The organism is Mesorhizobium sp. M1406 (assembly GCF_040317555.1).
GTDB lineage: Bacteria > Pseudomonadota > Alphaproteobacteria > Rhizobiales > Rhizobiaceae > Mesorhizobium.
Window position 1 is genome coordinate 45,567 of sequence record NZ_JAMYKW010000030.1, and the last position, 26,462, is coordinate 72,028.

The following is a 26,462-nucleotide window of genomic DNA, read 5'->3' on the forward strand; positions in this document are numbered from 1 at the left end:
ACCCCCGATGCGGTCCGAGATAGCCGCTCGTCGCGGTCATCCCGTACGAAGCAAAAGGTCGAAATCTTTCCTGACCTTTTGCGACGTCTCTTTGAGATGTGCTTCCAGCACACCGAAATCCGGCAGATCGGTCACCGCCAGAAGCAGATCCGACAGTCCCGGTGGAACATCGTCGCGTTCAAAGGCTCCGGTGAGGCACAGCCGCGTCATCTGGGTCAGTGCCAGATAGAGCGAGTAGGCGTCGCCAAGGTCCTGCCTTGTCCCGGCATCGGCGAAGCCCGGCGCGAGACGCGACAGGATCTCGGCCGTGCCGGTGGCACGTGCAACGACCGGGGCACGTGCCATTGGCGCGGCCGCGGCACGTGCAATTGGCACGGCCGGCGCACGCGGCCCAGCCTCGACCTGCCCGGTGATGACGGCCACCTGAGCGATGAATTCGAGATCGATGAGGCCACCGGGGATCAGCTTGATGTCCCAAAGGTCGCGCGGCGGCTTTTCCTTCTCGATCATGGCGCGCATGTCCGAGGCCTCGGCCATCACCTTTGCGGCGTTGCGAGGCTGGCCAAGCACCGCCGCCACTTCCGCCTCGACCTCGCTGCACAGGCTGGGGTCGCCGGCAATGGTACGCGCCCGTGCCAGCGCCATGTGTTCCCACGTCCAGGCTTCCTGACGCTGATATTTCTTGAAGGCATCGATATGGGTGGCGACCGGGCCCTTGTTGCCGGATGGCCGCAGGCGCAGGTCGAGTTCGTAGAGCACCCCCTCCGCCGTCGGTGCGGACACCGCCGCGATCAGCCGCTGCGTCATGCGGGTGTAGTAATGCGAAGGCGCCAGCGGCTTGGCGCCATCGGATTCCTCGGCATCCGGCGCGTGGTCGTAGAGCAGGATCAGGTCGACATCCGATCCGGCGGTCAACTCTCGGCTGCCGAGTTTGCCTAAGCCGAGCAGGGAAACCAAGCCCCCGGCAATCGTGCCGTGGCGCGCCGCGAATTCGGTTGTCACCGCCTGCAGCGCCGCCTCGATGGTGAGATCCGCCAGATCGGAAAAGGCGCGGCCGGCGCGCGCCGGGTCGATCGAGCCGGCCAGCAGCCTGACGCCGATCAGGAATTTCTGCTCGGAAGCAAATATGCGCAGCCGGTCGAGCACGTCCTCATACAGCCGGTCGCCCTCGACGAAGGCGGAAAGCCGCGCCGACAGATAGGCGCGGTCCGGCAGCTCCGTCAGCAAGGCCGGGTCCAGCAAACCGTCGAAAACATGCGGCCGGCGCGTGATGATCGCCGCCAGCCGGGGTGCCGCACCCATGATCGTCGCCAGAAGCTTCAACAGGGCTGGATTGGATTGCAGCAGGGAAAACAGCTGGATGCCGGCCGGCAGGCCAGCGAGAAACTCGTCCAAGCGCATCAGGGCTTCGTCGGCCCGGCGCGTCTGGCCGAAGGAGCGCAGCAGCGCCGGCGTCAGTTCCGTCAGCCGCTCGCGGGCTTCCGCCGACTGGGTGACGCGATAGCGGCCGAAATGCCAGCCGCGAATGACGCGGCAGATGTCGCTTGGCCTGTGAAAGCCTAGGCCGTGCAAGGTCTGCAAGGTATCGGGATCGTCGACATCGCCGGTGAAGACCAGATTGCCGATACCGGTCGAAAGCTCCGGCGCGGTTTCGAAAAGAGCCGCGTAATGGCGTTCGACCTGCTGCAGCGAGGCGCGGAACGCTTGGGAAAAAGCGGAGGCGTCGGCAAAGCCCAACATACGGGCGATTCGCTCCAGCCCCTCATCGTCTTCCGGCAGCGTGTGCGTCTGCTCGTCGGCAACCATCTGCACGGCATGTTCGACGCGGCGCAGGAACCAATACTGACGCGCCAGCGCGTCGCGCGCATCGGCGGTGATCCAGCCGCGCGCCGCAAGCTGGCCGAGCATCGGCACGGTCTCGCGGCCGCGCAGTTCCGGGACGCGGCCGCCGGCGATGAGCTGCTGGGTCTGGACGAAGAACTCGATCTCGCGGATGCCGCCACGACCGAGCTTGACGTTGTGGCCCTTGACCGCGATCTCGCCATGGCCCTTGTGGGCGTGGATCTGGCGTTTGATCGAATGGACATCGGCAATCGCCGCGTAGTCCATGTATTTGCGCCAGATATAGGGCTGGAGCTCCTTGAGGAAGGCCGCGCCCGCTGCCAGGTCGCCGGCCACCGGACGCGCTTTGATCATGGCGGCACGCTCCCAGTTCTGACCGCGCGCCTCATAGTAGCGCAGTGCGGCCTCGACCGGAATCGCCAGCGGGGTGGAACCCGGATCAGGGCGCAGCCTCAAATCGGTGCGGAAGACATAACCGTGCTCGGTGCGATCCTGCAGGATACGCACCAGGCGGCGCGTTAGGCGCGAAAACAGCTCGGTGGCGTCAAGCGGATCGACGACGGCCGGCGCTTCCGGATCGAAGAAAACCACAAGATCGATGTCCGAGGAGAAATTCAGCTCGTGCGCGCCGAGCTTGCCCATGCCGAGCAGAATCCAGCCCGATTGCTTCGACGGATTGTCGAGATCCGGCAGTTTGAGCTTGCCCTGGCCATGCGCGTCACGCAGCAGGAAGTCGACGGCGGCGCGGGTGCAGGCATCGGCAAGGTCGCTCAGCCGCCGCACCGTCAGCGCCGTTTCGGCTTCACCGGCAAGATCGGCTAGCGCGATCAGGAAATGCGCCTCGGCCTTGCACCGGCGCAGTTCCATCATCAGGCCGGCTTCCGAGACTGCCTCGGCCAGGTGCGCCTGGTCGATGGCAGCACCGATCGCCTTCAGCCGATCCTCGACCGTCTGCTCGAACAGCCCATCGAGCATCCGCGGCCGGCGACGTGCCGTGTCGCGCAGGAAGGGCGACAGATCGAAGATGGCTGCCAGGAAATCCTGGCCCTCCCCTTTGCCGGCCAGGAACCTGGCCAGCCGTGTCAGCCCTTCCTCGTTTGCGGCGGAGGCGATCTCGGCCAGTTCTTGCCGCGAACGGTTCTCGTCGAGTGGAGCAAGGCTGATAGACGGCTTCAGCAGCCATTGCGCCACCGCCCGCTTCGCAGCCGTGCTCATCAGTGATCCTCCCGTACCGGGAAACTCATGACCACGGATAGTCCGGGATTGCCAGGCAAGAGATCAAGCCGGCCATTGTGGAATGTCATGACGGCCTTGGCGAGGCTGAGGCCAAGACCGGAACCCGGCTGCGAACGGCTCTTTTCCAGCCGCACGAAACGTTCCGTCGCGCGGGCGCGGTCGCTATCGTCGGGGATGCCGTGGCCATTGTCGACGACCGACAGCCGAACATCCGTGCCGGTTCGCTCAAGGGCCACGCGCACAGCCGGCTGAGCAGCGGCGTCGGTCGAATATTTGATGGCGTTGTCGACGATGTTCGACAGCGCCTGGCCGATCAGTTCGCGGTTACCGTTGACGAAAACCGTCTCCCGCACGTCTGTCTCCAGCGAGACGCCCGCCTCCTCCGCCACCGGCTCGTAGAGTTCGACGACATCGCGCACGGCCCCCGCAAGATCGACGCGGTCGGTGTTCTCCGAGGAGTAGCCGGCCTCCAGCCGGGAGATCATCAGGATGGCATTGAAGGTTTTTATCAGTTGGTCGGACTCGGCGATGGTGCCTTCCAGTGCCTGACGGTAGTCGGCGGTCTTGTGCTTACCCGAAAGCGCCGCTTCTGCCCGGTTGCGCAGCCGCGTCAGCGGCGTCTTCAGATCATGCGCGATGTTGTCGGAAACCTGCTTCAAGCCTTCGTTGAGCGTGGCGATCCTGGCCAGCATCACATTGAGGTTTTCGGAAAGCCGGTCGAACTCGTCGCCGGTCCCGGTCACCGGCAGCCGGCCGGACAGGTCGCCACCCATGATGCGGCGGCTGGCCTCCGACACACTGTCGATGCGCTTCAGCGCCGCGCGGCCGACGAAGAACCAGATCAGCAGCCCGCCAAGCCCCATCATGCCGAGCGCCAGCATCAGGGCGCGACGGATGACGGCGCGAAACCGCTCCGGCTCACCGAGGTCACGGCCGACCAGCATGATCATCTGGTTTGGCAGCCGCAGCACCAGCGCAATGGCGTTGTGGCCCGTTTCGCCCTGGGCCTGCGCGTCGTTCTGCTCGGTTTGGTTGGTACCCTGCTCGGCGGGCAGATTGCGCAGACGCTCGAGTTCTCCTTCGCCAAAGCGCTGATAGGAGAACGGGCTGCTGGTCCAACCTTCGGTTTCGAGAACGCCCGGTTCAAGGCTCTGCACATTGCCGGTCAGAATCTGGCCGTTGGCATCGGCGATCAGATAGAGGTTTGCGCCGGGCTGGCGCGAGCGCGCCTCGACCACACGGACCAACACCGGCAGGCCGCCGCGTTGATAGGCGCGAGCCAGACCGAGCACCTCGTCGTTGATGGTGTCCTGGGTCTGCGCCGTCAGCATGCGCGCCGACAGGGAGGTCATGTAGAAGACGAGCGCCACCGCGCAGAGCGCGAAGAGCAGGAGGTAGAGCGCCGAAAGCCGCGCTGCCGTCGTCTTCATGATGGCTGGCACGGAAAGAGCCATGCTGCCGCTAACTGCTCTTCAGCATATAGCCGGCGCCGCGAACCGTATGCAGGATGGGCTTGTCGAAGCCCTTCTCGATCTTGCCGCGCAGCCGCGAGACATGGACGTCGATGACATTGGTCTGCGGATCGAAATGATAGTCCCAGACATTTTCGAGCAGCATGGTGCGCGTCACCACCTGGCCGGCATGGCGCATCAGATATTCCAGCAGGCGGAATTCACGTGGCTGCAGCGTGATCTCGCGCGCCGCGCGACGGACCGAATGCGACAGCCTGTCGAGTTCGAGATCGCCGACGCGGTAGACGGTTTCGGCTTCCTTGGCGCTGGCGCGGCGATTCAGCACCTCGACGCGGGCCAGAAGCTCGGAAAAGGCATAGGGCTTGGTCAGGTAATCGTCGCCGCCGGCGCGCAGGCCGGTGACCCGGTCATCGACCTCGCCCAGCGCCGACAGGATCAGCACCGGGGTGGTGTTGCCCCTGGATCTCAGACCGGCAATGACCGACAGGCCATCACGGCGCGGCATCATCCTGTCGATGACCATCACGTCGTAGTCGCCGGCATCGGCGAGCGCGAAGCCGGTTTCGCCATCACCGGCGACATGCGCGGTGTGACCGGCCTCGGTAAAGGCTTTCTGCAAGTAATCCGCGGCCTCGCGATCGTCCTCTATGACGAGAATCTTCATCGGACTGTTATACGCGATTTCGCCGGAAGGTTGAGTGGCAGACATCTGCATTGTGGCCTTTGCCATCGCGATCAAGATCATCCGAAGCCGTGTGCGATAAAGTCCTTGTCCCCGATGTGGTTGCGCCAAGACCGCCGAAACGCTTTCAGACGACAAGCAGGCTTTCAGACGATAGTGCGGCAGCGGGCGATGGGAGGCCCGCTGCCGCCGGGGGAGAGCACGATGACTGACTAACGCGCGCTCCTCCATGCTTTCCCGTGCGGCGGCTCGGGGGTGTTTGAAACGGCCGCACCGGAAAAGTCGAACAGCGTCAGCCCTTGGCGACGGGCAGTGCGACGAAACGATTGGTATCGTCGCGGCTAATCTGCATCAGCACCGCCTTGCGGCCGGATTTGACTGCGTCGGTCATCGCCTTGGTGACATCGTCTGTGCCGTTCACCTCGGTCGAATTGACTGATGTGATGACGTCGCCTGGCTGGATGCCGCGATCTGCGGCATCGCTGTCGGGATCGACGTCGGTCACCACCAGCCCCTTGCCGCTTTCGGACTTGGTGACGGTCAGTCCGAGATCGGCCAGAGTGTCGGGCTTGGCCGGAGCGGGCGGCTGCGGCTGGTCGGCAGATGCCTGCTTGTCACTGGTGGGTAGAGTGCCGAGATCGACCTTGACCGTCTGGCTCTTGCCGTCGCGCCACATGGTGACGTCGACGGATTTGCCGGGCGAAAAGGCGCCTATCAGGCGTGCCAGTTCCTTCGGCGAAGCAACGTCCTTGCCGTCGACCTGGGTTATCACGTCACCGGCGGTGATGCCGGCCTTCTTGCCGGGGCCATTGTCCTGGGCGCTGGAAACCAGCGCGCCGTTATTGGACATCAGACCGAGCGATTCGGCGATGTCGGACGTGACCGGCTGGATTTCGACGCCGAGCCAGCCGCGCTGCACCGAACCGCTCTTCATCAGATCCTGAACGACCTGCTTGGCGGTCGAAGCGGGAATGTCGAAGGCGATGCCAACGCTGCCGCCGGACGGCGAGAAGATCGCGGTGTTGATGCCGACGACCTGACCGTTGAGGTTGAAGGTCGGGCCACCCGAATTGCCGCGGTTGACCGACGCATCGATCTGGATGAAGTCGTCATAGGGGCCGGCGCCAATGTCGCGGCCGCGGGCCGAGACGATGCCGGCGGTGACGGTGCCGCCGAGGCCGAACGGATTGCCGACGGCCACCACCCAGTCGCCAACACGAACCTTGGAATCGTCGGCGAAGTCGACGTAGGTGAACTTGCCGACACCCTCGACCTTGAGCACGGCGAGATCGGTGCGTGGGTCGGTGCCGATCAGCTTGGCGTCGAGTTCCTTGCCGTCATTCATCACCACGGTGAAGGCCGAGCCTTCCGAAACGACGTGGTTGTTGGTGACGAGATAGCCGTCATCGGAGATGAAGAAGCCGGATCCCTGCGCAACCGGCCGCGGCTGGCCGTTATTGTGGTCACGGTGGCTGAAGCGCCTGTTACTGTCCTGACCGTTCTGGTCGCCAAAGCCGCGGAATTCCTTGAAGAAGCGGCGCAGCTGTGGGTTATCGGGCATGTTGTTCATGCCGTCCGGATCGTCGGACTGGTCGGAGCCATCATCGGCCGCCGGGCTGATCTTGGCCTTGACCTTGACGCTGACAACGGCGGGAGAAACGCGCTCGACGACATCGGCGAAGCCCGGCACCTGCGGCGCCTCGACGCGCACGGCGTCGGCCAGAACAGGGCTGGTTCCACTGGTCAGCGCGCCGACGCCGATCGCACCGGCCACGGCGATGGACGCGACGGCAGCCAGCAGACGCTTGCGGGTGAGGGAATATGAATTGGGGGCAATATTCATGGTTCTCGTATCCTCTTTCAAATGGATGCTGCTCGATCGGCATCCTCGGGAAGAGAGAATTAGAGAAGCGCACATTACGGCGCCATTTCCGACACATGAAACTTTGGTAATGTTTGGCAGTGACCGCGGCGTCAATCGCGGCGCAATATGGCATCCAACGATGCCTGCTCTTCGGCGGACAGGGATCTTGTCGCCAGCGTGCGGCGCGACCGCGCGGTCAGCACGATGAAAACGCCTCCCACCAGCAACAGCAGGACAGGCGTGCCCCACAGCAACGCATTGCGCAGATCGAAACGCGGCTTCAGCAGCACGAACTCGCCATAGCGGGAGACGACGTAATCCATCACCTGCTGGTCGGTATCGCCGGCGACGAGGCGCTGGCGCACGAGGATGCGCAGGTCACGCGCAAGGTCGGCGTCGGATTCGTCGATCGACTGGTTCTGGCAGACCATGCAGCGCAGGCCCTCCGACAGCGCCCGTGCCCGCGCCTCGAGCGCCGGATCGGGCAGCATCTCGTCAGGCTTCACCGCCAGGGCCGTGCCGGCGAAGAACAGCGCCAGCAGCAGGACAAGCGAGGTCAGCGAAAATCTTGCGCTCATGGCAGACCCGCAGATGTCGCCGCGCTCGCCTGCTTTCTCCTCCGCGACGGCGCGCCGACGCGCAGGCGCCGGTCCATCAGCGACATCGCCGCGCCCGCCATCATCACCAGGCCGCCGCCCCAGATCAACGTCACCAGCGGTTTCCACCACAGACGCACCACGACGGAACCGTCATTGCCCTCGTCGCCGAGCGAGATGTAGAGCTGGGAGAGGCCGATCGTCTTGATGCCGGATTCCGTCGTCGTCATCTGCCGCACAGGATAAAACCGCTTGGCGGAGCTGATTTCGGCAACGGGACCGCCGCTGACGCCGATTAGTTCGAAGCGGCCGCGATCCTCGCTGTAGTTCGGCCCCTGGGCCGGATAAAGCCCGACGAAACGCACTGTATGGCCGGAGAGTTCGACGGTCTCGCCGGCATGCATCGACAGGATCTTCTCGGTGCCGAAGCAAAGCGTGCCGACGATGCCGAGCGTGGTCAGGCCAAGGCCAAGATGAGCGAAGGCGGTGCCGAAGACCGAGCGCGGCAAGCCGAGCAGGCGCCTGACCACGATCCCCGGCGCGACATTGCCAAAGCCGGATTTGACGGCAAGGTCGGTGAGCGCCCCGAGGATCAGCCAGACGGCGAGGCCGACGCCCAGGGCCGCAAACACCGACGCGCCGTCGATGAACAAAGCGGTGACCAGCGTTGCCAGGAGGGCCGCGGCGAACGCCACCATCAGGCGCTGCGCGACGGCGAAGACATCGCCGCGCTTCCAGGCCAGCAGCGGCCCGAACGGAACCACCAGCAGCAGCGGCACCATCAAGGGTCCGAACGTGAGGTTGAAGAACGGCGCGCCGACCGAAATCTTGTCGGCGGAAAAGGCCTCGACGGCCAGCGGATAGAGCGTGCCAACGAGCACGGTCGCGGTGGCCGTGGTCAGGAACAGATTGTTGAGGACGAGCGCGCCTTCGCGAGAAATCGGATGAAACAGGCCGCCGGCCGTCAGACGCGAGGCGCGCAACGCAAACAGCGCCAGGGAGCCGCCAATGAACAGTGTCAGGATGCACAGGATGAAGACGCCGCGTGTCGGATCGGTGGCGAAAGCGTGCACCGAAGTCAAGACGCCCGAGCGCACCAGGAAGGTGCCGAGCAGCGACAGCGAAAAGGTCAGGATGGCGAGCAGCAGCGTCCAGATCTTCAGCGCCGACCGCTTTTCCATGACGATCGCCGAATGGAGCAGCGCAGTGCCGGACAGCCACGGCATGAAGGAGGCGTTCTCGACCGGATCCCAGAACCAGAAACCGCCCCAACCGAGTTCGTAGTAGGCCCAGTACGATCCCATGGCGATGCCGCCGGTCAGGAACATCCAGGCGACCAGCGTCCACGGCCGCACCCAGCGCGCCCAGGACGCATCGATGCGTCCTTCGATGAGGGCGGCGACCGAAAAGGAAAAGCAGATCGAGAAACCGACATAGCCGAGATAGAGGAAGGGCGGGTGGATGGCGAGGCCGAGATCCTGCAGGATCGGGTTGAGATCGCGGCCCTCGATCGGCGCCGGATTGAGCCGGATGAACGGATTGGATGTCACCAGGATGAACAGGAAGAAGGCGGCGCCGATGGCGCCCTGCACGGCAAGCACGTTGGCGCGCAGCGTCGCCGGCAGATTTGACCCGAAAGCGGCGACAAGGGCGCCGAAGAAGGTCAGGATCAGCACCCAGAGCAGCATCGAGCCTTCGTGATTGCCCCAGGTTCCGGTGATCTTGTAGATCAATGGCTGCAGCGAATGCGAGTTTTCCCACACGCTCGCCACCGAGAAATCGGAGCTTGCATAAGCGCTCGCCAACGCCACGAAGGACAGCGCCGTCAGGGCAAAGCCGGTCACCGCGACTGGCCCACCGACCGCCATCAGGCGCTGGTTGTTCAGGCGTGCGCCAAGCAGCGGCACGAGCGCCTGCACCAGTGACAGCGCAAACGCCAGGACCAAGGCGAAATGTCCGGTTTCAACCATGGCTGTAATTCACTTTTGCTCTCCTGCCAGAGCTATTCGCTCTTGCTCTCCTGCCAGACGCCCTTGGCCTTCAGGCCGTCGGCCACCTCCTTGGGCATATAGCGCTCATCATGCTTGGCCAGCACGCTGTCGGCAACGAAGACGCCGTCCGGGCCGAAGGTGCCTTCGGTGATGACGCCTTGCTCTTCGCGGAAAAGGTCGGGCAGGATGCCGGTATAGGTGACCTTGACCGATTTGTGCGTGTCGGTGACCAAAAAGCCGACCGTCGCCCCCTGCCCGCGCTGGATCGTGCCCTTTTCGACCAGCCCGCCCAGCCTGATGCGCTGGCCAGGCTGGACACTGGCGGTGATAAGATCGGCCGGCATGTAGAAATAGGAGGCCTTCTGGCCAAGCGCGTAGAAGGTCAGCCCGGTGGCGACACCGAGGAAAACCAACCCGCCCGCTATCACCGACAATCGTTTCTGTTTGCGCGTCATGTCTTACTCTACTCCGTCGCCGTCAGACCAAGCGTGGCGGCAAAGGCGGTGATTTTTTTCGCTTCGTCACTGTCGGCCCCAAAGACGGCAATGGCGCGACCGAGCGCCTGACGTGCCAGATCGGCCTTGCCCAGCACGACATAGGAACGAACGAGCCGCATCCAACCTTCCGGATCGCGCGGATTTTGCCGCAGTTTGTCGTCGAGGCGCGCGACCATCGTGCTGATCATGGCTTCCCTATCAGCGGGAGACATCGAGGATGCAGCGTCGATATCGCCGGCATCGGGACCGTTGGTGGCGCCGCCGGAAGCGACTGCGGAACTGCCGGACCTAGCCAGCGCTTGCTCGACCGCACTGCGCCATGGCGACTCCGGCGGCAGCTTGTCCAACATTGCCTGCCAGGCCGTGGCCGCCTCCTTGGTGCGGCCCTCCTGCGCCAGCGCCATGACCAGGTAGAAGCTCGCCTTCGCATTGGCCGGGTCGAGTTTCAAGGCCGCCTCGAAGGCATTCTGTGCATCGGCCGAGACAATGCCGCCTGCCGCACCGGCGATCGCCTCGCCAAGACCGGCCTGGCGAACGGCGCTGTCGCCATCGAGGCGTATAGCGTTGCGATAGGCCGCCGCCGCATCGGAAAAGCGTTGCATGCGCAGATAGACTGGCGCGAGCACATCCCAGCCCCTGCCATCGGAAGGATTGGCGGCAAGATGGGCTTCGGCCCGCGCCACCAATTCGTCGACCGAACTGTCGGCCGGGTTCTTGGCCAACCGCTCGCTGAGCGGTTGCGACGGCAAATCGGGTGAGCCGAGCTGACTGTAAAGGCCCCAGCTGACCAGCGGCACTACCAGCACGGCCGCGGTTGCCACCAGCCTTGCCGCGACCGAGGCTCGGCCGACGGACGCCTGGTCCGTCGTTGCCGCATTGTCGAGGCGAAGGATGCGGCGAGCGATCTCGGCGCGCGCTTCGGCAGCTTCCGCCGGCTGGATCAAGCCACGCGCAGCGTCGCGGTCAAGCTCGGACAACTGGTCGCGATAGACTTCGAGATCGTGATCGCCGCTCGACGACGCGCCCTTCGAGCTGGCGGCCAGCGGCAGCAGCACCGCCAGGCTTGCACCCAGCGTGAGAATTGCGGCTATGACCCAGAACAGCATGGTTCTTCCAATAGTGGCAGAGTTCTGCCGTGCCAACACAGGCTTCCTGCGACGCTTTGACGGCAGGCGCGCCACATGTCCTTGATCGACATCAACCGACCGGATACCAACCGGACCCGTCTTTGATTAGGTCAGCGGTGTCCAGCTGCCGTCGGTGTTGCGGCAAGCGGTTCCACGCGCCGTCACTCCGGCCCCGCCGGTGAACACCGTCTGCGTGTACTGGCGGCAATCCTGCGAACCGACGCGATAGGGCTGTGCCGGAACCACCTCGCCATAGTGCGAAGCCTGGGCGCCCTTCCACGTTACCTTCTGGCCACTGGTCGTGTACTCGAGCGCCTTGTATTCAGCCTCGAGCGCACTGCGCTTCTCGGTCTCGCTGAGGCCGGCGCCGATCGACCCACCGATGAGGCCGCCGCCCATCGCCGAAATGATCGTCGTGGTCACCTTGCCGCTGGAAGGAGGCGTCGAGGCCGGTGTCACTGCTACGGTCGGCCCCTTGCCGCTCAAGGTGGTGCAGCCGGAAACGGCCAGCAATGCGGAAACAAGCGCGACGCGAATCTTCATGCCAACAACCGGTTTTCTTGAGTTGGAGCCTGTTATGAATGAGCCGGGGGCTGCGTCATCGGAGAAGCTGACGTGGCCATAGTATTGGTATTTGTCGGAAATTTGGCCGCTGCCGGCCAATCCGGGACCAATCGACATGCCGCCATAACATGCCCCATCCATCGATGTCGAATGGCCGTGGCTGAACATCACTGAAGGCTCCGCAATCGCACCACCGCCTTCAATCCGCCCATGCCGGACCGTTCGAGCGCCAGGACGCCTCCATACTCGTTGACGAGGTCGGCGACAATGGCCAGCCCCAGACCTGTTCCGGGCTTTGTCTCGTCCAGACGCCGTCCGCGCTTCAGCGCCTCGCGCGCCTTGTCCTCGGGAATGCCCGGGCCGTCATCCTCGATGCTGATCTCAAACAGGCCGGTCGGATCGTCCTTGCCGGTCAAAGGCACGACCGAGACCAACACCGCGCTTTTTGCCCATTTCATCGCGTTTTCGAGAAGATTACCAAGCAATTCCTCAAGGTCCTCGCGTTCACCGGCGAAGACGATTTCGGTCGCCGGCAATGACAGCGACAGGTTCGTCCGCGGATTGAGCTTCTGTAGAACCCGGACCATGCGCTGCACCAGCGGCGTCACCGGCGTGCGGTAGACGACGCTGTCGCGTTGTGCCGCGACGCGGGCGCGCTGCAGATAGTGCTCGACCTGCTTCTGCATGGAAGCGGCCTGTTCGGTGATCAGCTGTCCCTTGGCGCCGCCAAGCGCCCTGCCCTCGTTGAGCAGCACCGCGAGCGGCGTCTTCAGCGAATGGGCGAGATTGCCGACCTGGGTTCGCGATCGCTCGACGATGCGCCTGTTGTTTTCAATCAACGCATTGGTTTCGTTCGCAAGCGGTTCGATCTCGGCCGGAAACCGGCCGTCGAGCCTCTGCGCTGTGCCCTCGCGCACCATGGCAAGCGCGTTCCTGACCCGGCGCAGCGGCTGCAGGCCGAGCAGAATGGCGATCGCGTTGATGGCGATCATGCCGACGCCGAACAGGCTGAGATAAGTCAGCAGGCGGCGCTGGAAGGTGGCGATTTCCTGTTCGAGCTCGCTCTGGTTGCCCATGACGCGGAAGCGCGCGGCGCGGTTCTTGGAATCGAGAACGAATTCGCTCTCGAACACTTCGAGCTGCTCGCCGTCGATGCCTTCGGCCGCATAGCTGCGCTGGAAGCTGGCGTTGAACGGCACATCGGCAACGCTCGGCGACGGTATCGTCGTGGTCATCGAAGACGAGTGGAGATCGCCATGTACGCCTTCCGAGGCGGGCTCCACCGACCAGTACCAGCCCGAATTCGGCTCCGAGAACCGGAGATCACCGAGGTCGGGAGCGCCGGTGAGTGCACCGTTGTCGGAAATACCGATGGAGCCGATCAAATTAAACAGGTGCGCCGAAAGCAGGCTGTCGAAGCCGCGCTCGCTGGCCTGGCGGTAGAGCGTGGTGATCAGGGTGAAGATGACGACGAGCGTCACGATCGCCCAGACCGTGGAAAAGGCGATGACGCGGAACGTCAGCGAACGCGGCCACAAACGCAGCGAAAGCGGCGTCCTTGCGATTGATTTGAGCGGTTCCGAGTTACGCCTCCGGCTCACGCATGCGGTAGCCCATGCCGCGCACGGTTTCGATCATGTCGATGCCCATCTTCTTGCGCAGCCGCCCGACAAACACCTCGATGGTGTTGGAATCGCGGTCGAAATCCTGGTCATAGAGATGCTCGACCAGTTCGGTGCGCGAGACGACCTCGCCCATATGGTGCATCAGATAGGCAAGCAGGCGGAATTCGTGCGATGTCAGTTTCAGCGGCACGCCGTCGACATCGGCCTTTGACGCCTTGGTGTCGAGGCGCAGCGGTCCGCAGGTCAGTTCGGACGAGGCATGGCCGGCGGCGCGCCGGATCAGGGCCCGGAGCCTCGCCAGTACCTCTTCGATGTGGAACGGCTTGGTGACATAGTCGTCGGCGCCGGCATCGATGCCGGAGACCTTGTCGCTCCAGCGGTCGCGCGCCGTCAGGATCAGCACCGGCATCTTGCGGCCGCCGCGCCGCCAACGCTCGACCACGCTGATACCGTCCATCTGCGGCAGTCCGATGTCGAGCACGACGGCGTCGTAGGGCTCGGTGTCGCCGAGGAAATGGCCTTCCTCGCCGTCGAAGGCGCGGTCGACGACGTAGCCGGCATCGACCAGCGCATCCGATATCTGCCGGTTGAGATCCTTGTCATCCTCGACGACGAGTACGCGCATGCGGAGTTCGATACCTGTTGAAGAGCTAGGGTCAGGTATAGGCCGATTCCGGCGGCCTGGGAAACGGAGGTCTGTAAAATGGAAGAGTGGGTCAGTTCAGCGGAACGACGATTTCGGAACGGCGCGGACGTTGTCCGTCCTTGCCAGGAACGAGCACGACAATGACACAGACAGGCTGGCCGCCACGTGTCGATTGCGAGGCCTTGGCCAGCGTTCCGCCATTCTGTTCGGCCACCTGCTGACCGATCGCGTAGCAATCGGACGCCGCCAGCAGGATCGGGCTGGCCTGGTCGGGCGCGATGACCGGCATCGCCATCGCCTGCGACGCAAACAGCCCGGCAGCACAGAGCGCCAGTGTCGCGGTTCGGAAGTGGGAGCGAAGCGTTTTCATGGTCGACGTTGTAACGCATCGGTGCTGAACGTGAAATGAACAGTGAACGGCGCCGAAAACATCCTCGCCACACCCCTGCAACGCGAGACAGTCAACCTGGGATTTCACCGCGTCAACCGTGAAATCCCGCGAGAGTCCAGTCTAGACTCCGTTTCGACCATATTGAAAGCGTATCAGGCGTTTTCCTGCGTTATCGCGCGAAAACGCAGCAGCCCGTGATGCACGAGCAGATCCTCGTCGTGGCGAACCTCGCTGAATTCGAGCGACAGTCGTGTCTGGCCGTGGGCGCCAATCTCCAGCGCCGCATTGGCGAGCCGCGCTTTGATAGCGTCCATGATGGCAAGTGTTTCGGCTTCCCCCTGGGCTTTCGACCAGACATGCAGAGTGACCAGCTGATCGTTATTGTTCTCCGCGCCCGTATCCCAGTCAAAGGCAGAGGTCTGGCCACAAGTCACGTAGGGAAAAGCGGCATTGTCGGTTGCCCGTTCGAGCAATCCCGCGCCGCCCAGCAAGGTCGACAGGGCTGCATCGCTTTTGAGCCTCAGAAACAGTGCCTGCTGCAAATCGCCGGGCGCGGTCATCGTCCTCTTCCTCTAGCCTTTGCGCTGCCGACCATTGCCTTTCGGAAGCCTGCCTGCGTTCTGCATATTGTGTCAGATATAACCATTCGACGCGCGGAGGCGATGGCGATTCGTCATAGAACTGATGAATGCTGATACGACTTCGCCAACAACGTCGTCAGGGGGCGCCGAGCAGCCTTGCGATCTAGGCAGGATTGGCCGCGTCTCGGTGAGGTTTGTTTTGTCTGACACCATCTGGCCACGCCTCTGGCCACGCCCCTGGACATCAGTTTTCGGATAGCGGCTTGTTCCAGCCGCATTTAAAGGCCAGTATCTAACGTGCCTTCAAGGCGTCCGCTGCGGTCCCACTGTGACCAAACGCGACACCATTTCCGTCGGGCTTGGTCGATAACCAAGAGCGTCGGAGCTTTTGGGCTGGCCGGCGTACCCCAGTCAGCCACCGCGATCCTCGAAGGCGATGGCGGCTTTTCATCAAGTCGTGAAAGAGTGACGTGGTCCGTCACCCGACGAAAAGGCGAGGCTTTTCCTCGGCAAATTCGCGGAGCGAGCTTGAAGAGGAGGCAGCCCACGAGCGGGGTCTGCCAAAAACAAAGCAAGATGCGAGGTCGAATGCGATGCAGTCCACCCCCCACAAAATCCCAGTTTCCATCATTATTCCGAACTACAATTACGCGCGTTTCCTTGAACGTAGCATCGACAGCGCGCTGGAGCAGGACCACGACGATGTCGAAGTCATCGTCGTCGACGATGCATCGCAGGACAATTCCACGACGATCATGAAATCCTACGGCGACAGGATCCTCGCTTGTCCGCGACGAAAGAATGGCGGGCACGCGGCCGCCTTCAACACCGGCTTTGCCGCGAGCTCGGGCCGAATCGTCCTCTTCCTCGACGCCGACGATTATCTTTATCCGGAAGCCGTCTCCAGGATCGTCGACACCTGGGACGAGGCAACCGCCCAGGTGCAATCCAGATTGCACATCGTCGATGACCGGCAACGCATCAAGGACGTCTTTCCGCCGCCGGAACTGCCCTTCGACAGCGGCGATGTCATGCCGAAACTTATGCGCAAGGGGCGCTACCAGACGACCGTAACCAGCGGGCTGGCCTTTGACCGGACGACCCTGGAATCGATCATGCCGATTCCGGAATCGGATTTTCGCCAGGGCGCCGACGGCTATCTTGCGACGCTGGCGCCGCTGTATGGTCACGTTCAGTCCATCGATGAATGTGTCGGCGCTTACCGAATCCACGGCGCCAACCATTCGGTTTTCGGTGAAAAGCTCGCCGAACGGGCACGCTGGCGGGTAGAGCACGATTTCCACCGCATGGAGGCGCTGTCGGACCAGGCATCGCAGGCCGGCCTGACCGTCGTGCCGGCAGAAATTGTTCGCCATGATCCGGTCCATCTGGAAGAACGGCTGGCATCGCTCTGCGCGGACAGGCACCGGCACCCCGTGGCCGACGATTCCCGCCTGGCGCTAGCGGCCGCGGGCGCTGTCGCCAGCCTCGAAATGACGGCGTCCCTGCGCCGCCGTGCCGTGCTTGCCGCCTGGTTCCTGTCGGTCGGCATGCTGCCGCGGCAAATGGCCATGGCGGTGCTGTCGTGGAAGCTCGACGCATCGTCCCGACCAACATTCCTTGCCCGCCTGTCCAGGACAATCCGCCGCGCGATGGGGTAGCCCGAAGCCCTTGTGGGCGAGATGTCCGGCGGGATGGGAGGAAAGCTTTGCCCGAAGGTCTTAAGCGGGCCTGCGCCACGCTTTGCCTTCTCACTGCCCCGCGTTCATCCGGTTCACGAAGCTGCGCACCGCCAGCACCAGCACCGTGATGATGATCAGGATCACCGAGAGTGCGGCGATCGCCGGGTCGATGTTGTCGCGCAGGCCCATCCACATCAGCCTGGGCAGCGTGATGGCGTTGACCGAGGTGATGAACAGCGTGACGCCGATTTCTTCCCAGGACAGCACGAACGACAAAAGCGCCGCGGTGACGATGCCGAACTTGATGTTGGGCATGATGATGCGGGTGGCCCGCTCCCACACCGAGGCGCCGAGGCCCCGCGCGGCAAGGTCGATGCGCCGGTCGAGCTGGCTGAGCGAGACCAGGATCAGAACGGTGGCGAACGGCACGGTCATCACCGAGTGGGCCATGGCGACACCCAGCCAGGTGTCATAGCCGAAGAACGAGCTGAAGCCCGAGATCGAGGTGAGCAGGAAGTAGAGCGTGATCGCCGAGACCACGGGCGGCACCACCATCGGCAGCAGCACGAAGCCGACGAGTGCCGCGGTGAAGCGCGGCTGGAACATCCACACGCCGAGGCTGAAGCACAGCGCCAGCACGGTGGAAAAGGCACTGCTGACGATGCCGATGCGGATGCTGAGCAGGATCGATTGGAGCCAGCGCGGATCCTCGACCAGCGACCGGTAGTGGCGCAGGGACAGTTCGCCCGACGGCATCGCCAGCATGCGGCTCGGCGTCAGCGACACCGGGATGACGGCGAGCAGCGGCATCAACAGGAACAGCGCGACGAAGGCGGCGATGATCAGCGAGACGGGACCGGGCCGATAGGTCGGCATCAGATCAGCTGCTTCGGTCTGACATAACGGAACAGCAGCGCCATCAGCGCGCCGACGAACAGCACCAGCACCACGCTGATCGCAGCGCCCAGGCCCCAGTCCGGGCTCTGGAAGATGCGCAGATAGATCAGCTCGGCGATCATCACGCTGCGGCCGCCGCCAAGGATCGCCGGCGTGACGAAGAAGCCGAGCGAAAACACAAAGACGATCATCGCCGCACCGATGATGCCGGAGCGCGTCATCGGTACGAACACCGTCCAGAAGGTGCGCATGCGGCTGGAGCCGAGGCCGCGCGCGGCCAGCAGCACGCGGTCGTCGAGGCTGCGCATGGCCGATGCCAGCGGGAAGACGGCGAAAGGAATGAGGAAATGCGTCATGCCGACGATGACGCCGAATTCGTTGCGCACCAGCGCCAGCGGTTCGGAAATGAAGCCGATCGCCTGCAGCCACGTGTTGATCAGGCCGCGATTGGACAGCAGCGCCACCCAGCCGAAGGCACGGGTCAGGACGGAAATCCAGAAGGGTACTAGAATGCAGAACTCGGCGATCAGGCGCTGTGCCGGGGTTCCGCGCACCCAGACGACGGTGATGGCGTAGGCAGCGGCCACCGAAACCACGGTGACGATCGCCGCGATGCGCAGCGTGCGGATGAACACCGACTGCACCAGATCGTCGGTGAGCAGTGCGTTATACTGGCCGAGCCCGGGCGTCGGCAGCGTAAAGCTCCATTTGACGACGCCGAGGAACGGCCAGGCATAGGCGAGGACAAGAAACAGGAGCAGCGGCGCCATCAACAGCGCCGCGCCCATCCTGTCGGAGAGATAGGATCTCATTTCGACCCGATCATCCCGGCCCTGGTCAGGCCGAGATGATCTTGGTGTATTCGTCGAGCGCTGCCCCGTAATTCTTGGCGTACCAGTCCATGTCGAGCGCGATCTGCTTCTTCATGTTCTCGGGATCGACCGGGTTGATGCGCTTTTTGTCGGCGGGGATCAGCGCGTCGGTAGCTGGATTTGCAGGACCCTGGCCGAGCTTGTCGAACATGACCAGCTGCTTTTGCGGGTCTTGGGTGCTGGCGATGAACTTCATCGCCGCGTCCTTGCCGCCAGGATTGCCCTTGAGCACGGCGAGCGCGCCGGGCGAGATCAGGCCCTGGTCCCAGATGAACTTGATCTTGCCGCCCGAGTCCTGCTCGATCAGTGAAGCGCGCGTCGACCAGACGATCGCCATCGAGGCCTCGCCATTGAGCAGCACGCTCTGGCTTTCGGCACCGCCGCCCCAATAGGCGACGACGTTTTCCTTGAAGGCGGCGATCTTGTCATGCGCGCGCTTGAGATCGAGCGGATAGAGCGACGCCGGCGCGATGCCGTCGGCCAGCAGGGCGGCTTCCCAGCTCGACACGCCCCATTTGTAGAGCGAGCGCTTGCCGGGGAATTTCTTCACGTCGAAGAAATCGGCCATGCCGGTCGGCGCGTCCTTGCCGTACTTCTCGGAGTCGTAGGCGATGACATAGGAGAAGAAATAGGTCGAGGCGGCGTATTCCCAGCCAAAGCCTTCGCGCATCTTCTTCTTGTCGACGATCGCATAGTCGATCGGCTCGAGGGCGCCCTGGGCGCCGAGCGTGATGGCCGAGAACGGGTCGACGTCGACGAGGTCCCAGGTCGGCGCGCCGCTCTTGAACTGCGCAGCGATGGCGCCTTCGGTCGGCCCCGAGCCATCCATCTTGACGGTGATGCCGGTTTCCTTGGTGAAGGGCTGGCCGTAGGCGGCGTCGTAAGCCGTGATGGCGTCACCGCCCCAGTTGACCAGCACCAGTTCCTTGGCCGCGGCAAAGACACCGGTCGAGCGCAGCATCATCGGCGTGCCGGCCAGCACGAATGCTGCCAGCTGCGTGAATTGGCGGCGCGAGATTTCGCCGCGACCTGCCCTGGCAGACAGGCTCTCGATGGCTTGTTTCTTGGTATCGTGTGTCATGTCAGTTCCCCTTTTTTGTCGTTGATAGTACCGCAAAGTGGTGGGCACGTGTCTCGCCACACCGTTGGTCATTGTCCTCCATGCGGAAGGAGGAAACCCTTTTCAGCCGGCCAGGTGAGCCAGACGGAGTTGCCCTTGCTGAGCGCGGCCGCCGCTATCTCGTTGGGCACGGAGACCGTGACCTTGGCGCCTTGCCGCGTCGTCAGGTCAAGCCGCGTTGCCGCGCCGAGATAGGTGGAGTTGGTCGCTGTCGCGGCGATGCCGTTCTCACCGGCCGCCGCCTCCCCTGATATCGACATGTACTCGGGCCGGATCGCCAGGATCGCATCGCCGCGCACCGCCTCGGCCTTGCAACGCACGGAGACCGCACGGTCTTCGCAGAGGCCGGTCAAGCCATTGTCGGCCGGGCGGACCCCCTTCAGCGGCAGCATGTTGATCTCGCCGAGGAACTCGGCGACGAAGCGGTTGTCCGGCCGGTCGTAGACCTCGTCGGGCGCTCCGACCTGCAGCAGTTTGCCATGGTTGAAGATGGCGACGCGCGACGACAGCGCCAGTGCCTCGCTCTGGTCGTGGGTGACGAAGACGAAGGTGGTGCCGGTCTCCTGGTGCAGCCGCTTCATCTCGGCCTGCATCTGGCCGCGCAGACCCTTGTCCAGTGCCGAGAACGGTTCATCGAGCAACAGCACGCCAGGCTCGAACACCAGCGCGCGCGCCAGTGCCACGCGCTGCTGCTGACCGCCGGAAAGCTGCGCCGGCAGCTTTTTCTCGTGGCCCTTGAGGCCGACGCGTTCGATCATCTCGCCGACACGGCGCTTGATGTCGGCCGCCGATTTCTTGCGCACCTTGAGGGGAAAGGCGATGTTGGCCTCGACGCTCATATGCGGGAACAGCGCGTAGCCCTGGAACACCATGCCGGCGGCGCGTTGCTCGGCCGGCCGGTCGGCGATGTCGACGCCGTCGCTGAACAGCCGGCCCTCGCTCGGCTGCACGAAGCCGGCAAGGATCATCAGGAATGTGGTCTTGCCCGAACCGGACGGTCCGAGCAGGGTCAGGAACTCGCCGCGGCCGATATCGAGCGACAGATTGTCCAATGCACGGAACGAGCCGAAGCTCTTGCCGATCCCAATTGCCTTGATCTCTGCGGCCCGGCCGGGTTGCTGCATCCTGCCTGTTTCCTCGGTTCAGGAGAAATCGTAGGGCAGCGCGCGGCCTCACCGCAACCGAATAGTTTTCGCCTGATCGGCAAATTTGATTCATCTATCCAATCGATGGCGGCCGTGGTCGGCTATACCCGGGCGTGGCGCCCGTGGTCCGCCATGCCCTTGGCATTGCTCTCCGCGAGCTTCGACCGCAACCATCTGGCAAAGGCGTCGAGCACCGGATGCGTGGCCTTGGCGTGTTCGGAGACCAGGAAGTACGAGCGCGGCGATTTGATCGCGATATCGAATGGACGCACCAGCCTGCCTTCGGCCAGCGCTTTGCCACTGGTCAGTTCGTCGCCCATAGCCATGCCCTGGCCGGCGATCGCGGCCGAGAAGACGAGATTCATGTCCGAAAAGAATATGCCGCCCTCCGGGTCGGGGTTCTCGACCTTCGACAAGGCCAGCCAGCGCGCCCAGTCCTCGGTATCGCCGAGATGCAGGAGGTTGGCGCGCAAAACGTCGGCTGGCTTCGAAAATCCACCGACCTTGTTGAGCAGCGTCGGGCTGCACAGCGGCGTGAACGAAATCTCGCACAGAAGCTCGACCGCGCGGTTCGGCCAGTTGCCGACGCCAAATGCGATGAAGGCATCGGCGTCGGCATTGCTGACATCATCCAGCCGGCGTGGCGTCAGGACGCGCAGCGCCACGTCAGGGTACATCTGGCGGAACTCGCCGATATGGGTGCACAGGAACAACGAGGCGAAGCCCGGCGTGCAACTGACGCTGAACGAGCCGCCAACGCCCGTGCCAGCATGGCGCGTCACCGCGTCGCCCAGCACGGTCAACGCCTTGCGCACATCGCTGGCGTAGCGCTGGCCGCGCGGCGTCAGTGCCACGCCCTTGCCGATGCGTTCTAGCAGGTCGAAGCCGAGGTCGCGCTCCAGCAGCCGAAGCTGGTGGCTGACGGCGCTGCGGGTCAGGTGCAACTCGTCGGCGGCGCGCCAGACGCTGCCGTGACGAGCGAAGCTGTCGAGCGCACGCAGTGCTTGTGTCGATGGTATGCGCAAGAGACCTCAGGTGAACCGAATTTGCATGAGCCGGAAAAACATATCACTTTTTGGCGGACCGCTTCACTGCTTTCTTCTGAGGCCATGGAGAAAGCGGTCACCACTTCGGCGCAAGCAACAGCGCTTGCCTGTCTTGACGACATCCGGCCGCTGCTGTCGGCGTGGACGCGCACCATTTTCGACTTCGGCGAGACTGCATGGCGCGAGTATCAATCCTCTGCCTGGTATGTGGAGAGACTGAAGCGCGAAGGCTTTTCCGTCGAGGAAGGTTCCGGCGGCATGCCCACAGCCTTCTGCGCGCATTGGACAAACGGCGCCGGTCCGACCATCGGCATGTATGCCGAATACGACGCCGTGCCGGGCAATTGCCAGGATGCGGCGACCGTCAGGCGCCCTCGCCCGGGCCTTGGCGAACATGCGGGTGGCCATACCGACCCGCATTCGGGACTCGGCATTTCAAGCCTCGGCGGGCTGCTGGCGACCAAGGCGGCGATGCAGCGCCACGGCATACCGGGCACGCTGCGCTTCACCGGCGAACCGGCCGAGAAGGTGCGCGGATCAAAGCCGATCCATGCCGCCAAGGGTTATTATGACGGCCTTGCCGGCATGATCTCCTTCCATCCGTTTTACATGCTGCCGCTCTGCAACACGGCGCGCTGGGACACGCATTGCGGCGCGGCTTACGCGATGATCTATCGCTTTGTCTGCGACCAGCCGGAGCGCTGGCTGCGGTTGGCGGGCGGCGCAGCGCCCATTCCGCAGGCGCATTCGGCGGTGCGCGCGCCCGGCGCCAACGATGCGCTCATGATGATGTACATGGCGTCCAAGGCGCTGCGCGATTCCATGCTGCCGCACCAGGGTGGCTGGTCGATCAGTGAGGCGATCCTGACCGCCGGCCAGGCGACCGCCGACAACCTGCCGGCAGGATTGGCCGAGATCCAGTACATGATCCGCGTGCCGACCTTGGCGATGGCCGAGCAGATCACCGCCGTGCTCGACCGCAATGCCGAGGCCGCTGCCAGCATGAGCGGCTGCCGCCATGAGCGGCACTGGGTGTCGAAGTCGCGGCCGGGGCTGGCCAATCACACCATGGCCGAAATCGCTTATGAAGCGCTGTCGACCGTCGGGCCGCCGCGCTGGGACCAGGACGCCAAGGCAGTCGCGCGCGACATACAGGTCAATGCCGGGCGAATGGCGAGTGACGAGCCGTTCATCGAAGAACTCGAACGCCTGATCGAGCCGCGGGCGGCGGAGGCGATCCTGCGCCGCGATCTGCCGCCCTCGCAGGTGAATTCGACCTCGGACGATTACACCGATATGAGCTGGCATGCGCCGACTGCGCGCTTCTATGTCGCCCGCCCGGCGCTGCGCTCGGAGACCGGCTACCCCTATCCGTCATGGGTAATGAATGCGCTGGGCGGCATTCCTGCCACCATCGACCCAATGGTCGTCTGCGCGTCGAAGACCATCGCGCTGGCAGCCCTTCGCCTGCTGGAGGACAAAACCGCCCGCGGTGCGGCGATGGACGAGTTCGTCACCCGCACCGGCGGCGGCATCGGCGGTTCGAACTGGATCGCGCCGCTCTGCGACTACGAGCCGCCGATTGGATTCCGCTGGCCGGAATATGTCACCACCCCACGCGGGCGGGACTGGTGGATCCCGAACAATCAGTCACCCCAAGCCACCTCACGAGGAGCACCCCATGACCGTTCATGACCGTATTGTCGCCGAGCCGTTTTCGCTGCAGCGCCGCAATCCGGCCGGCGGCACCAAGCCGCTGACCGCCTGGGGCTTCGCCAACGAGACCGACGTCCTGACCGAAGTCTTGCTCGGCTCGCCCAATTTCCTGCGTCACCTGTCGACCAGCTCGCTGTCGCGCAAGCATCTGCGCGAGGCGCCCTGCAACGTCCAGATCGCGCAAGCGCAGCACAAGGACCTCGTCGCCGCCTACGAACATTTCGGCGTCAACATCCACTGGCACGAACCGACACCCGAACTGCCGATGCAGGTCTATTCCCGTGATTCCAGTGTGATGACGCCTTATGGCGCCGTCATCACCGCGATGGCCAATTGGTGGCGGCGCGGCGAGAACTACGCCGCAATCCGCACCTACGAAAAGCTCGGCATCCCGATCTACGACATGGTCACGGCAGGTACTTTCGAGGGCGGCGACTTCAACGTCATCGAGGATGGCGTCGTGCTGATCGGCTGCGGCGGCGCCCGCACGCAAGAGGAAGGCGCTCGCCAGGTGCAGGCCTGGTTCGACAAGGAAGGCTGGGAGACCCGCATCGCCTTTATCGACGAGTACTATGTCCATATCGACCTGATGGTGGTGCCGATCGCCGAAAAACTGACCGCCGTTTGCCTCGCCTGCACTGAACCCGGCATCGTCGACTGGCTGAAGGGCAAGGGGCACGAGATCATCGACGTGCCGTTCCAGGACACGATGGCGCTCGGCTGCAACTTCATGTCGCTGGGCAAGGACCGGGTGATCGCGCCGACCTCCAGCCAGACGCTGATAGGTCAGCTCAAGGCACGCGGCTTCGAGGTCGCGGCCGTCGACATGAGCGAGATCTCCAAGACCGGCGGCGGCATCCACTGCATGGCACAGGCGCTGAAGCGCGAACCGGCCTGAGGGGCGGAGCCCCATTCGCGAGCATTGAAACGGCGGGCCCGGCGCTTGCCATGGACGGGTCCGTGATTGCGATCCTGCGCATTCCTCCATTTTTCATAGGATGGACATCGCATAGGATCAGTTTTACGAGTCAGCCCAACCAGCGGAGATGTTCGCGCCCCCAGATGAACAAGATCGATACCCACAACAGCAAGGGCGACGAGCGCTCGACCGCCACCAGCCTCTTGCGGCTCGGCACGCGGTTGAAACTTTCCCGGCAGACGCGCGGGCTGACCTTGAAGGCGCTCGCTGCTGCCGCGAACTGCTCAGAAAGCCTGCTTTCCAAGGTCGAGAACGGCAAGGTCTCGCCCTCGCTTCCCATGCTCCACCGGCTTGTCGAGGTGCTCGGCACGAACATCGGCTGGATGTTCGAGGAGTCGGATGGCGAGGAAGGCATCGTCTTTCGGGCTGGATCGCGGCCGTTGATAGCGCTCGATCCGCTTCGGCGCGGCGAAGGTATTTCGCTCGAGCGTGTCATCCCGTATTCGCCCGGCCATCTCCTGCAGTGCAACATCCATCATATCGAAGCGGGCGGTGAGAGCGCCGGCCCGATCCAGCATGCCGGCGAGGAAGTCGGCTATCTCCTGGAAGGTGCGATCGAATTGATGGTCGGCGAAAAAACGTTTCGCCTGTCCGCCGGCGATTCCTTCGTCTTCAACTCCGAACTGCCGCACTGGTACCGCAATGTCGGAGATGAACGCGCCAGCATTTTCTGGGTGAACACGCCAGCGACATTCTGATCCGGCGCATCCGCCCATTTCTTTTCGTTGGCGCTAATTCAAGTCACTTGACAAGAAATCAAGTACCTTGAATTATGCCTCTGCGCTCAGTCGCCAGGTGAGCCCGATCAAGGGCCTTTTCCGTAAAACCAAGGGGAACCGGAATGCGTCTTACCAAGATCCTTTCAGGCTGCACCGCAGCCATCGCCATGACCCTCGCCCTCGGCTCTGCTTCCGCCATGGCCGAGACCTATGCGCTGGTGACCATCAACCAGCAGGCCCTGTTCTTCAACCAGATCAATGACGGTGCAACAGCTGCTGCAAAGGCCGCCGGCGTCGACCTCGTCATCTTCAACGCCAACAATGTACCAAGCGCGCAGAACGACGCGATCGAGAATTACATTACCCAGAAGGTCGACGGCATCATTCTCGTCGCCATCGATGTCAACGGTGTGAAGCCGGCCATCACCGCGGCCAAGGCCGCCGGCATTCCGGTCATTGCCATCGACGCGCAGATCCCGAACGGCGACAACGTCGCCTTCGTCGGCGTCGACAACACCAAGGCCGGCGAGGATATCGGCAAGTTCTACGCCGAATACGTCAAGACCAAGCTGAACGGAACCGCCAAGATCGGCGTTGTCGGCGCGCTCAATTCGTTCATCCAGAACCAGCGGCTCGACGGCTTCAAGAAGGCCGTCACCGACAGCGGCCAGAAAGTCACCTTCCTCGACACGGTCGACGGCCAGAACGTGCAGGACGTAGCCCTGTCCGCCGCCGAGAACCTTATGACCGCCAATCCCGACATGACGACGCTTTACGCAACCGGCGAGCCGGCTCTGCTCGGTGCGGTTTCCGCCGTCACCAGCCAGGGCCGTACCGGCGATGTCAAGGTGTTCGGCTGGGACCTGACCAAGTCGGCGGTGCAAGGTCTCGAAGAGGGCTGGGTGGTCGCCGTCGTCCAGCAGGATCCGGCTGGTGAAGGCAAGGCAGCGGTTGAAGCCTTCGGCAAGCTCAAGAAGGGTGAGAAGATCGATCCGATCATCAATGTTCCGATCACCATCGTGACCAAGGAAAATGTCGGCCAGTTCAAGGACATGTTCAAGTAGCATCCTCCCCGGACCGGCCGGGCCCCGCGAATGCATTGTGGTTTGAGTGGGGCGCCGGGGCCCCAGTTTCATGGTGGGGTGGGGGACAGGCACCCGGTGTTTGGGTGG

23 protein-coding genes are annotated in these 26,462 nt (G+C 63.6%); 5 read left to right on the top strand and 18 right to left on the bottom strand.

Going from position 1 to position 26,462, the window contains the following annotated elements; all coding sequences use genetic code 11:
* Nucleotides 1-36: 36 nt before the first annotated feature.
* The 13 genes from NKH03_RS22395 to NKH03_RS22455 all read right to left on the bottom strand — a co-directional run bounded on the left by NKH03_RS22395 (nucleotide 37) and on the right by NKH03_RS22455 (nucleotide 15,093).
* The gene (locus tag NKH03_RS22395) at nucleotides 37-3,057 is read right to left on the bottom strand and encodes a bifunctional [glutamine synthetase] adenylyltransferase/[glutamine synthetase]-adenylyl-L-tyrosine phosphorylase (protein ID WP_352970590.1); all 3,021 of its coding nucleotides are present in this window, start codon (nucleotides 3,055-3,057) and stop codon (nucleotides 37-39) included.
* Nucleotides 3,057-4,532 carry a sensor histidine kinase gene (locus tag NKH03_RS22400; RefSeq protein ID WP_352970592.1) on the bottom strand — a complete coding sequence of 492 codons (1,476 nt, stop codon included), beginning with the start codon at nucleotides 4,530-4,532 and terminating at the stop codon, nucleotides 3,057-3,059. Before NKH03_RS22400 ends, NKH03_RS22395 begins: the two co-directional genes overlap by 1 nt.
* Before the next feature lie 7 nt (nucleotides 4,533-4,539).
* On the bottom strand, nucleotides 4,540-5,214 hold the full coding sequence (locus NKH03_RS22405; RefSeq protein WP_352626833.1) for a response regulator transcription factor: 675 nt from the start codon (nucleotides 5,212-5,214) through the stop codon (nucleotides 4,540-4,542).
* A gap of 310 nt (nucleotides 5,215-5,524) precedes the next feature.
* On the bottom strand, nucleotides 5,525-7,075 hold the full coding sequence (locus tag NKH03_RS22410) for a Do family serine endopeptidase (RefSeq protein ID WP_352970594.1): 1,551 nt from the start codon (nucleotides 7,073-7,075) through the stop codon (nucleotides 5,525-5,527).
* A gap of 131 nt (nucleotides 7,076-7,206) precedes the next feature.
* The gene (locus NKH03_RS22415; RefSeq protein WP_352871980.1) at nucleotides 7,207-7,674 is read right to left on the bottom strand and encodes a cytochrome c-type biogenesis protein; all 468 of its coding nucleotides are present in this window, start codon (nucleotides 7,672-7,674) and stop codon (nucleotides 7,207-7,209) included.
* Nucleotides 7,671-9,662, bottom strand: a complete 1,992-nt coding sequence (locus tag NKH03_RS22420) for a heme lyase CcmF/NrfE family subunit (RefSeq protein ID WP_352970595.1) — start codon at nucleotides 9,660-9,662, stop codon at nucleotides 7,671-7,673. The genes NKH03_RS22415 and NKH03_RS22420 overlap by 4 nt, the downstream gene beginning before the upstream one ends.
* Nucleotides 9,663-9,694: 32 nt before the next feature.
* A complete protein-coding gene (gene ccmE, locus NKH03_RS22425) occupies nucleotides 9,695-10,138 on the bottom strand; it encodes a cytochrome c maturation protein CcmE (protein ID WP_352970596.1) in 444 nt (147 codons plus the stop codon).
* 8 nt (nucleotides 10,139-10,146) lie between these two features.
* The gene (gene ccmI / locus NKH03_RS22430) at nucleotides 10,147-11,286 is read right to left on the bottom strand and encodes a c-type cytochrome biogenesis protein CcmI (RefSeq protein WP_352970597.1); all 1,140 of its coding nucleotides are present in this window, start codon (nucleotides 11,284-11,286) and stop codon (nucleotides 10,147-10,149) included.
* Nucleotides 11,287-11,412: 126 nt separating this feature from the next.
* Nucleotides 11,413-11,850, bottom strand: coding sequence for an RT0821/Lpp0805 family surface protein (locus tag NKH03_RS22435; RefSeq protein WP_352871984.1), 438 nt, complete (start codon nucleotides 11,848-11,850; stop codon nucleotides 11,413-11,415).
* A 188-nt stretch (nucleotides 11,851-12,038) separates the two neighbouring features.
* Nucleotides 12,039-13,472 carry an ATP-binding protein gene (locus NKH03_RS22440; RefSeq protein WP_352970599.1) on the bottom strand — a complete coding sequence of 478 codons (1,434 nt, stop codon included), beginning with the start codon at nucleotides 13,470-13,472 and terminating at the stop codon, nucleotides 12,039-12,041.
* Nucleotides 13,456-14,121, bottom strand: a complete 666-nt coding sequence (locus NKH03_RS22445; RefSeq protein WP_023812809.1) for a response regulator transcription factor — start codon at nucleotides 14,119-14,121, stop codon at nucleotides 13,456-13,458. Before NKH03_RS22445 ends, NKH03_RS22440 begins: the two co-directional genes overlap by 17 nt.
* Before the next feature lie 91 nt (nucleotides 14,122-14,212).
* Entirely contained in the window at nucleotides 14,213-14,512 is a 300-nt protein-coding gene (locus NKH03_RS22450; protein WP_126068492.1) for a hypothetical protein, read from the bottom strand.
* Between the two features lie 173 nt (nucleotides 14,513-14,685).
* Nucleotides 14,686-15,093 (bottom strand): DUF3168 domain-containing protein, encoded by a 408-nt coding sequence (locus NKH03_RS22455; RefSeq protein ID WP_352871987.1) that lies wholly within the window; start codon nucleotides 15,091-15,093, stop codon nucleotides 14,686-14,688.
* Nucleotides 15,094-15,707: 614 nt separating this feature from the next.
* Between NKH03_RS22455 and NKH03_RS22460 the strand changes: the two genes are divergently transcribed.
* Complete coding sequence (locus tag NKH03_RS22460; RefSeq protein ID WP_352970600.1) at nucleotides 15,708-16,775, top strand: glycosyltransferase family 2 protein; 1,068 nt, start codon at nucleotides 15,708-15,710, stop codon at nucleotides 16,773-16,775.
* A gap of 90 nt (nucleotides 16,776-16,865) precedes the next feature.
* On the opposite strand, the gene NKH03_RS22465 is transcribed toward NKH03_RS22460, so the two are convergent.
* The 5 genes from NKH03_RS22465 to NKH03_RS22485 all read right to left on the bottom strand — a co-directional run bounded on the left by NKH03_RS22465 (nucleotide 16,866) and on the right by NKH03_RS22485 (nucleotide 21,855).
* Nucleotides 16,866-17,672 carry an ABC transporter permease gene (locus NKH03_RS22465; RefSeq protein ID WP_352876735.1) on the bottom strand — a complete coding sequence of 269 codons (807 nt, stop codon included), beginning with the start codon at nucleotides 17,670-17,672 and terminating at the stop codon, nucleotides 16,866-16,868.
* Nucleotides 17,672-18,505, bottom strand: a complete 834-nt coding sequence (locus tag NKH03_RS22470; RefSeq protein WP_352626809.1) for an ABC transporter permease — start codon at nucleotides 18,503-18,505, stop codon at nucleotides 17,672-17,674. The genes NKH03_RS22465 and NKH03_RS22470 overlap by 1 nt, the downstream gene beginning before the upstream one ends.
* Nucleotides 18,506-18,530: 25 nt before the next feature.
* Nucleotides 18,531-19,646: an ABC transporter substrate-binding protein gene (locus NKH03_RS22475; protein WP_352970602.1), complete on the bottom strand. Its 1,116-nt coding sequence runs from the start codon at nucleotides 19,644-19,646 to the stop codon at nucleotides 18,531-18,533.
* Nucleotides 19,647-19,714: 68 nt separating this feature from the next.
* On the bottom strand, nucleotides 19,715-20,809 hold the full coding sequence (locus NKH03_RS22480; RefSeq protein WP_352970603.1) for an ABC transporter ATP-binding protein: 1,095 nt from the start codon (nucleotides 20,807-20,809) through the stop codon (nucleotides 19,715-19,717).
* 122 nt (nucleotides 20,810-20,931) lie between these two features.
* Entirely contained in the window at nucleotides 20,932-21,855 is a 924-nt protein-coding gene (locus tag NKH03_RS22485) for a LysR substrate-binding domain-containing protein (protein WP_352970605.1), read from the bottom strand.
* A gap of 84 nt (nucleotides 21,856-21,939) precedes the next feature.
* Here NKH03_RS22485 and NKH03_RS22490 point away from each other — a divergent pair, with 84 nt between their 5' ends.
* The 4 genes from NKH03_RS22490 (at nucleotide 21,940) to NKH03_RS22505 (ending at nucleotide 26,354) form a co-directional block, all read left to right on the top strand.
* Nucleotides 21,940-23,571: a zinc-binding metallopeptidase family protein gene (locus NKH03_RS22490; RefSeq protein ID WP_352970606.1), complete on the top strand. Its 1,632-nt coding sequence runs from the start codon at nucleotides 21,940-21,942 to the stop codon at nucleotides 23,569-23,571.
* Complete coding sequence (locus NKH03_RS22495) at nucleotides 23,558-24,490, top strand: dimethylarginine dimethylaminohydrolase family protein (protein ID WP_352970607.1); 933 nt, start codon at nucleotides 23,558-23,560, stop codon at nucleotides 24,488-24,490. The genes NKH03_RS22490 and NKH03_RS22495 overlap by 14 nt, the downstream gene beginning before the upstream one ends.
* Nucleotides 24,491-24,654: 164 nt before the next feature.
* The gene (locus tag NKH03_RS22500; RefSeq protein ID WP_352871998.1) at nucleotides 24,655-25,269 is read left to right on the top strand and encodes a cupin domain-containing protein; all 615 of its coding nucleotides are present in this window, start codon (nucleotides 24,655-24,657) and stop codon (nucleotides 25,267-25,269) included.
* 143 nt (nucleotides 25,270-25,412) lie between these two features.
* Nucleotides 25,413-26,354 carry an ABC transporter substrate-binding protein gene (locus tag NKH03_RS22505; protein WP_352970609.1) on the top strand — a complete coding sequence of 314 codons (942 nt, stop codon included), beginning with the start codon at nucleotides 25,413-25,415 and terminating at the stop codon, nucleotides 26,352-26,354.
* Nucleotides 26,355-26,462 lie beyond the last annotated feature (108 nt).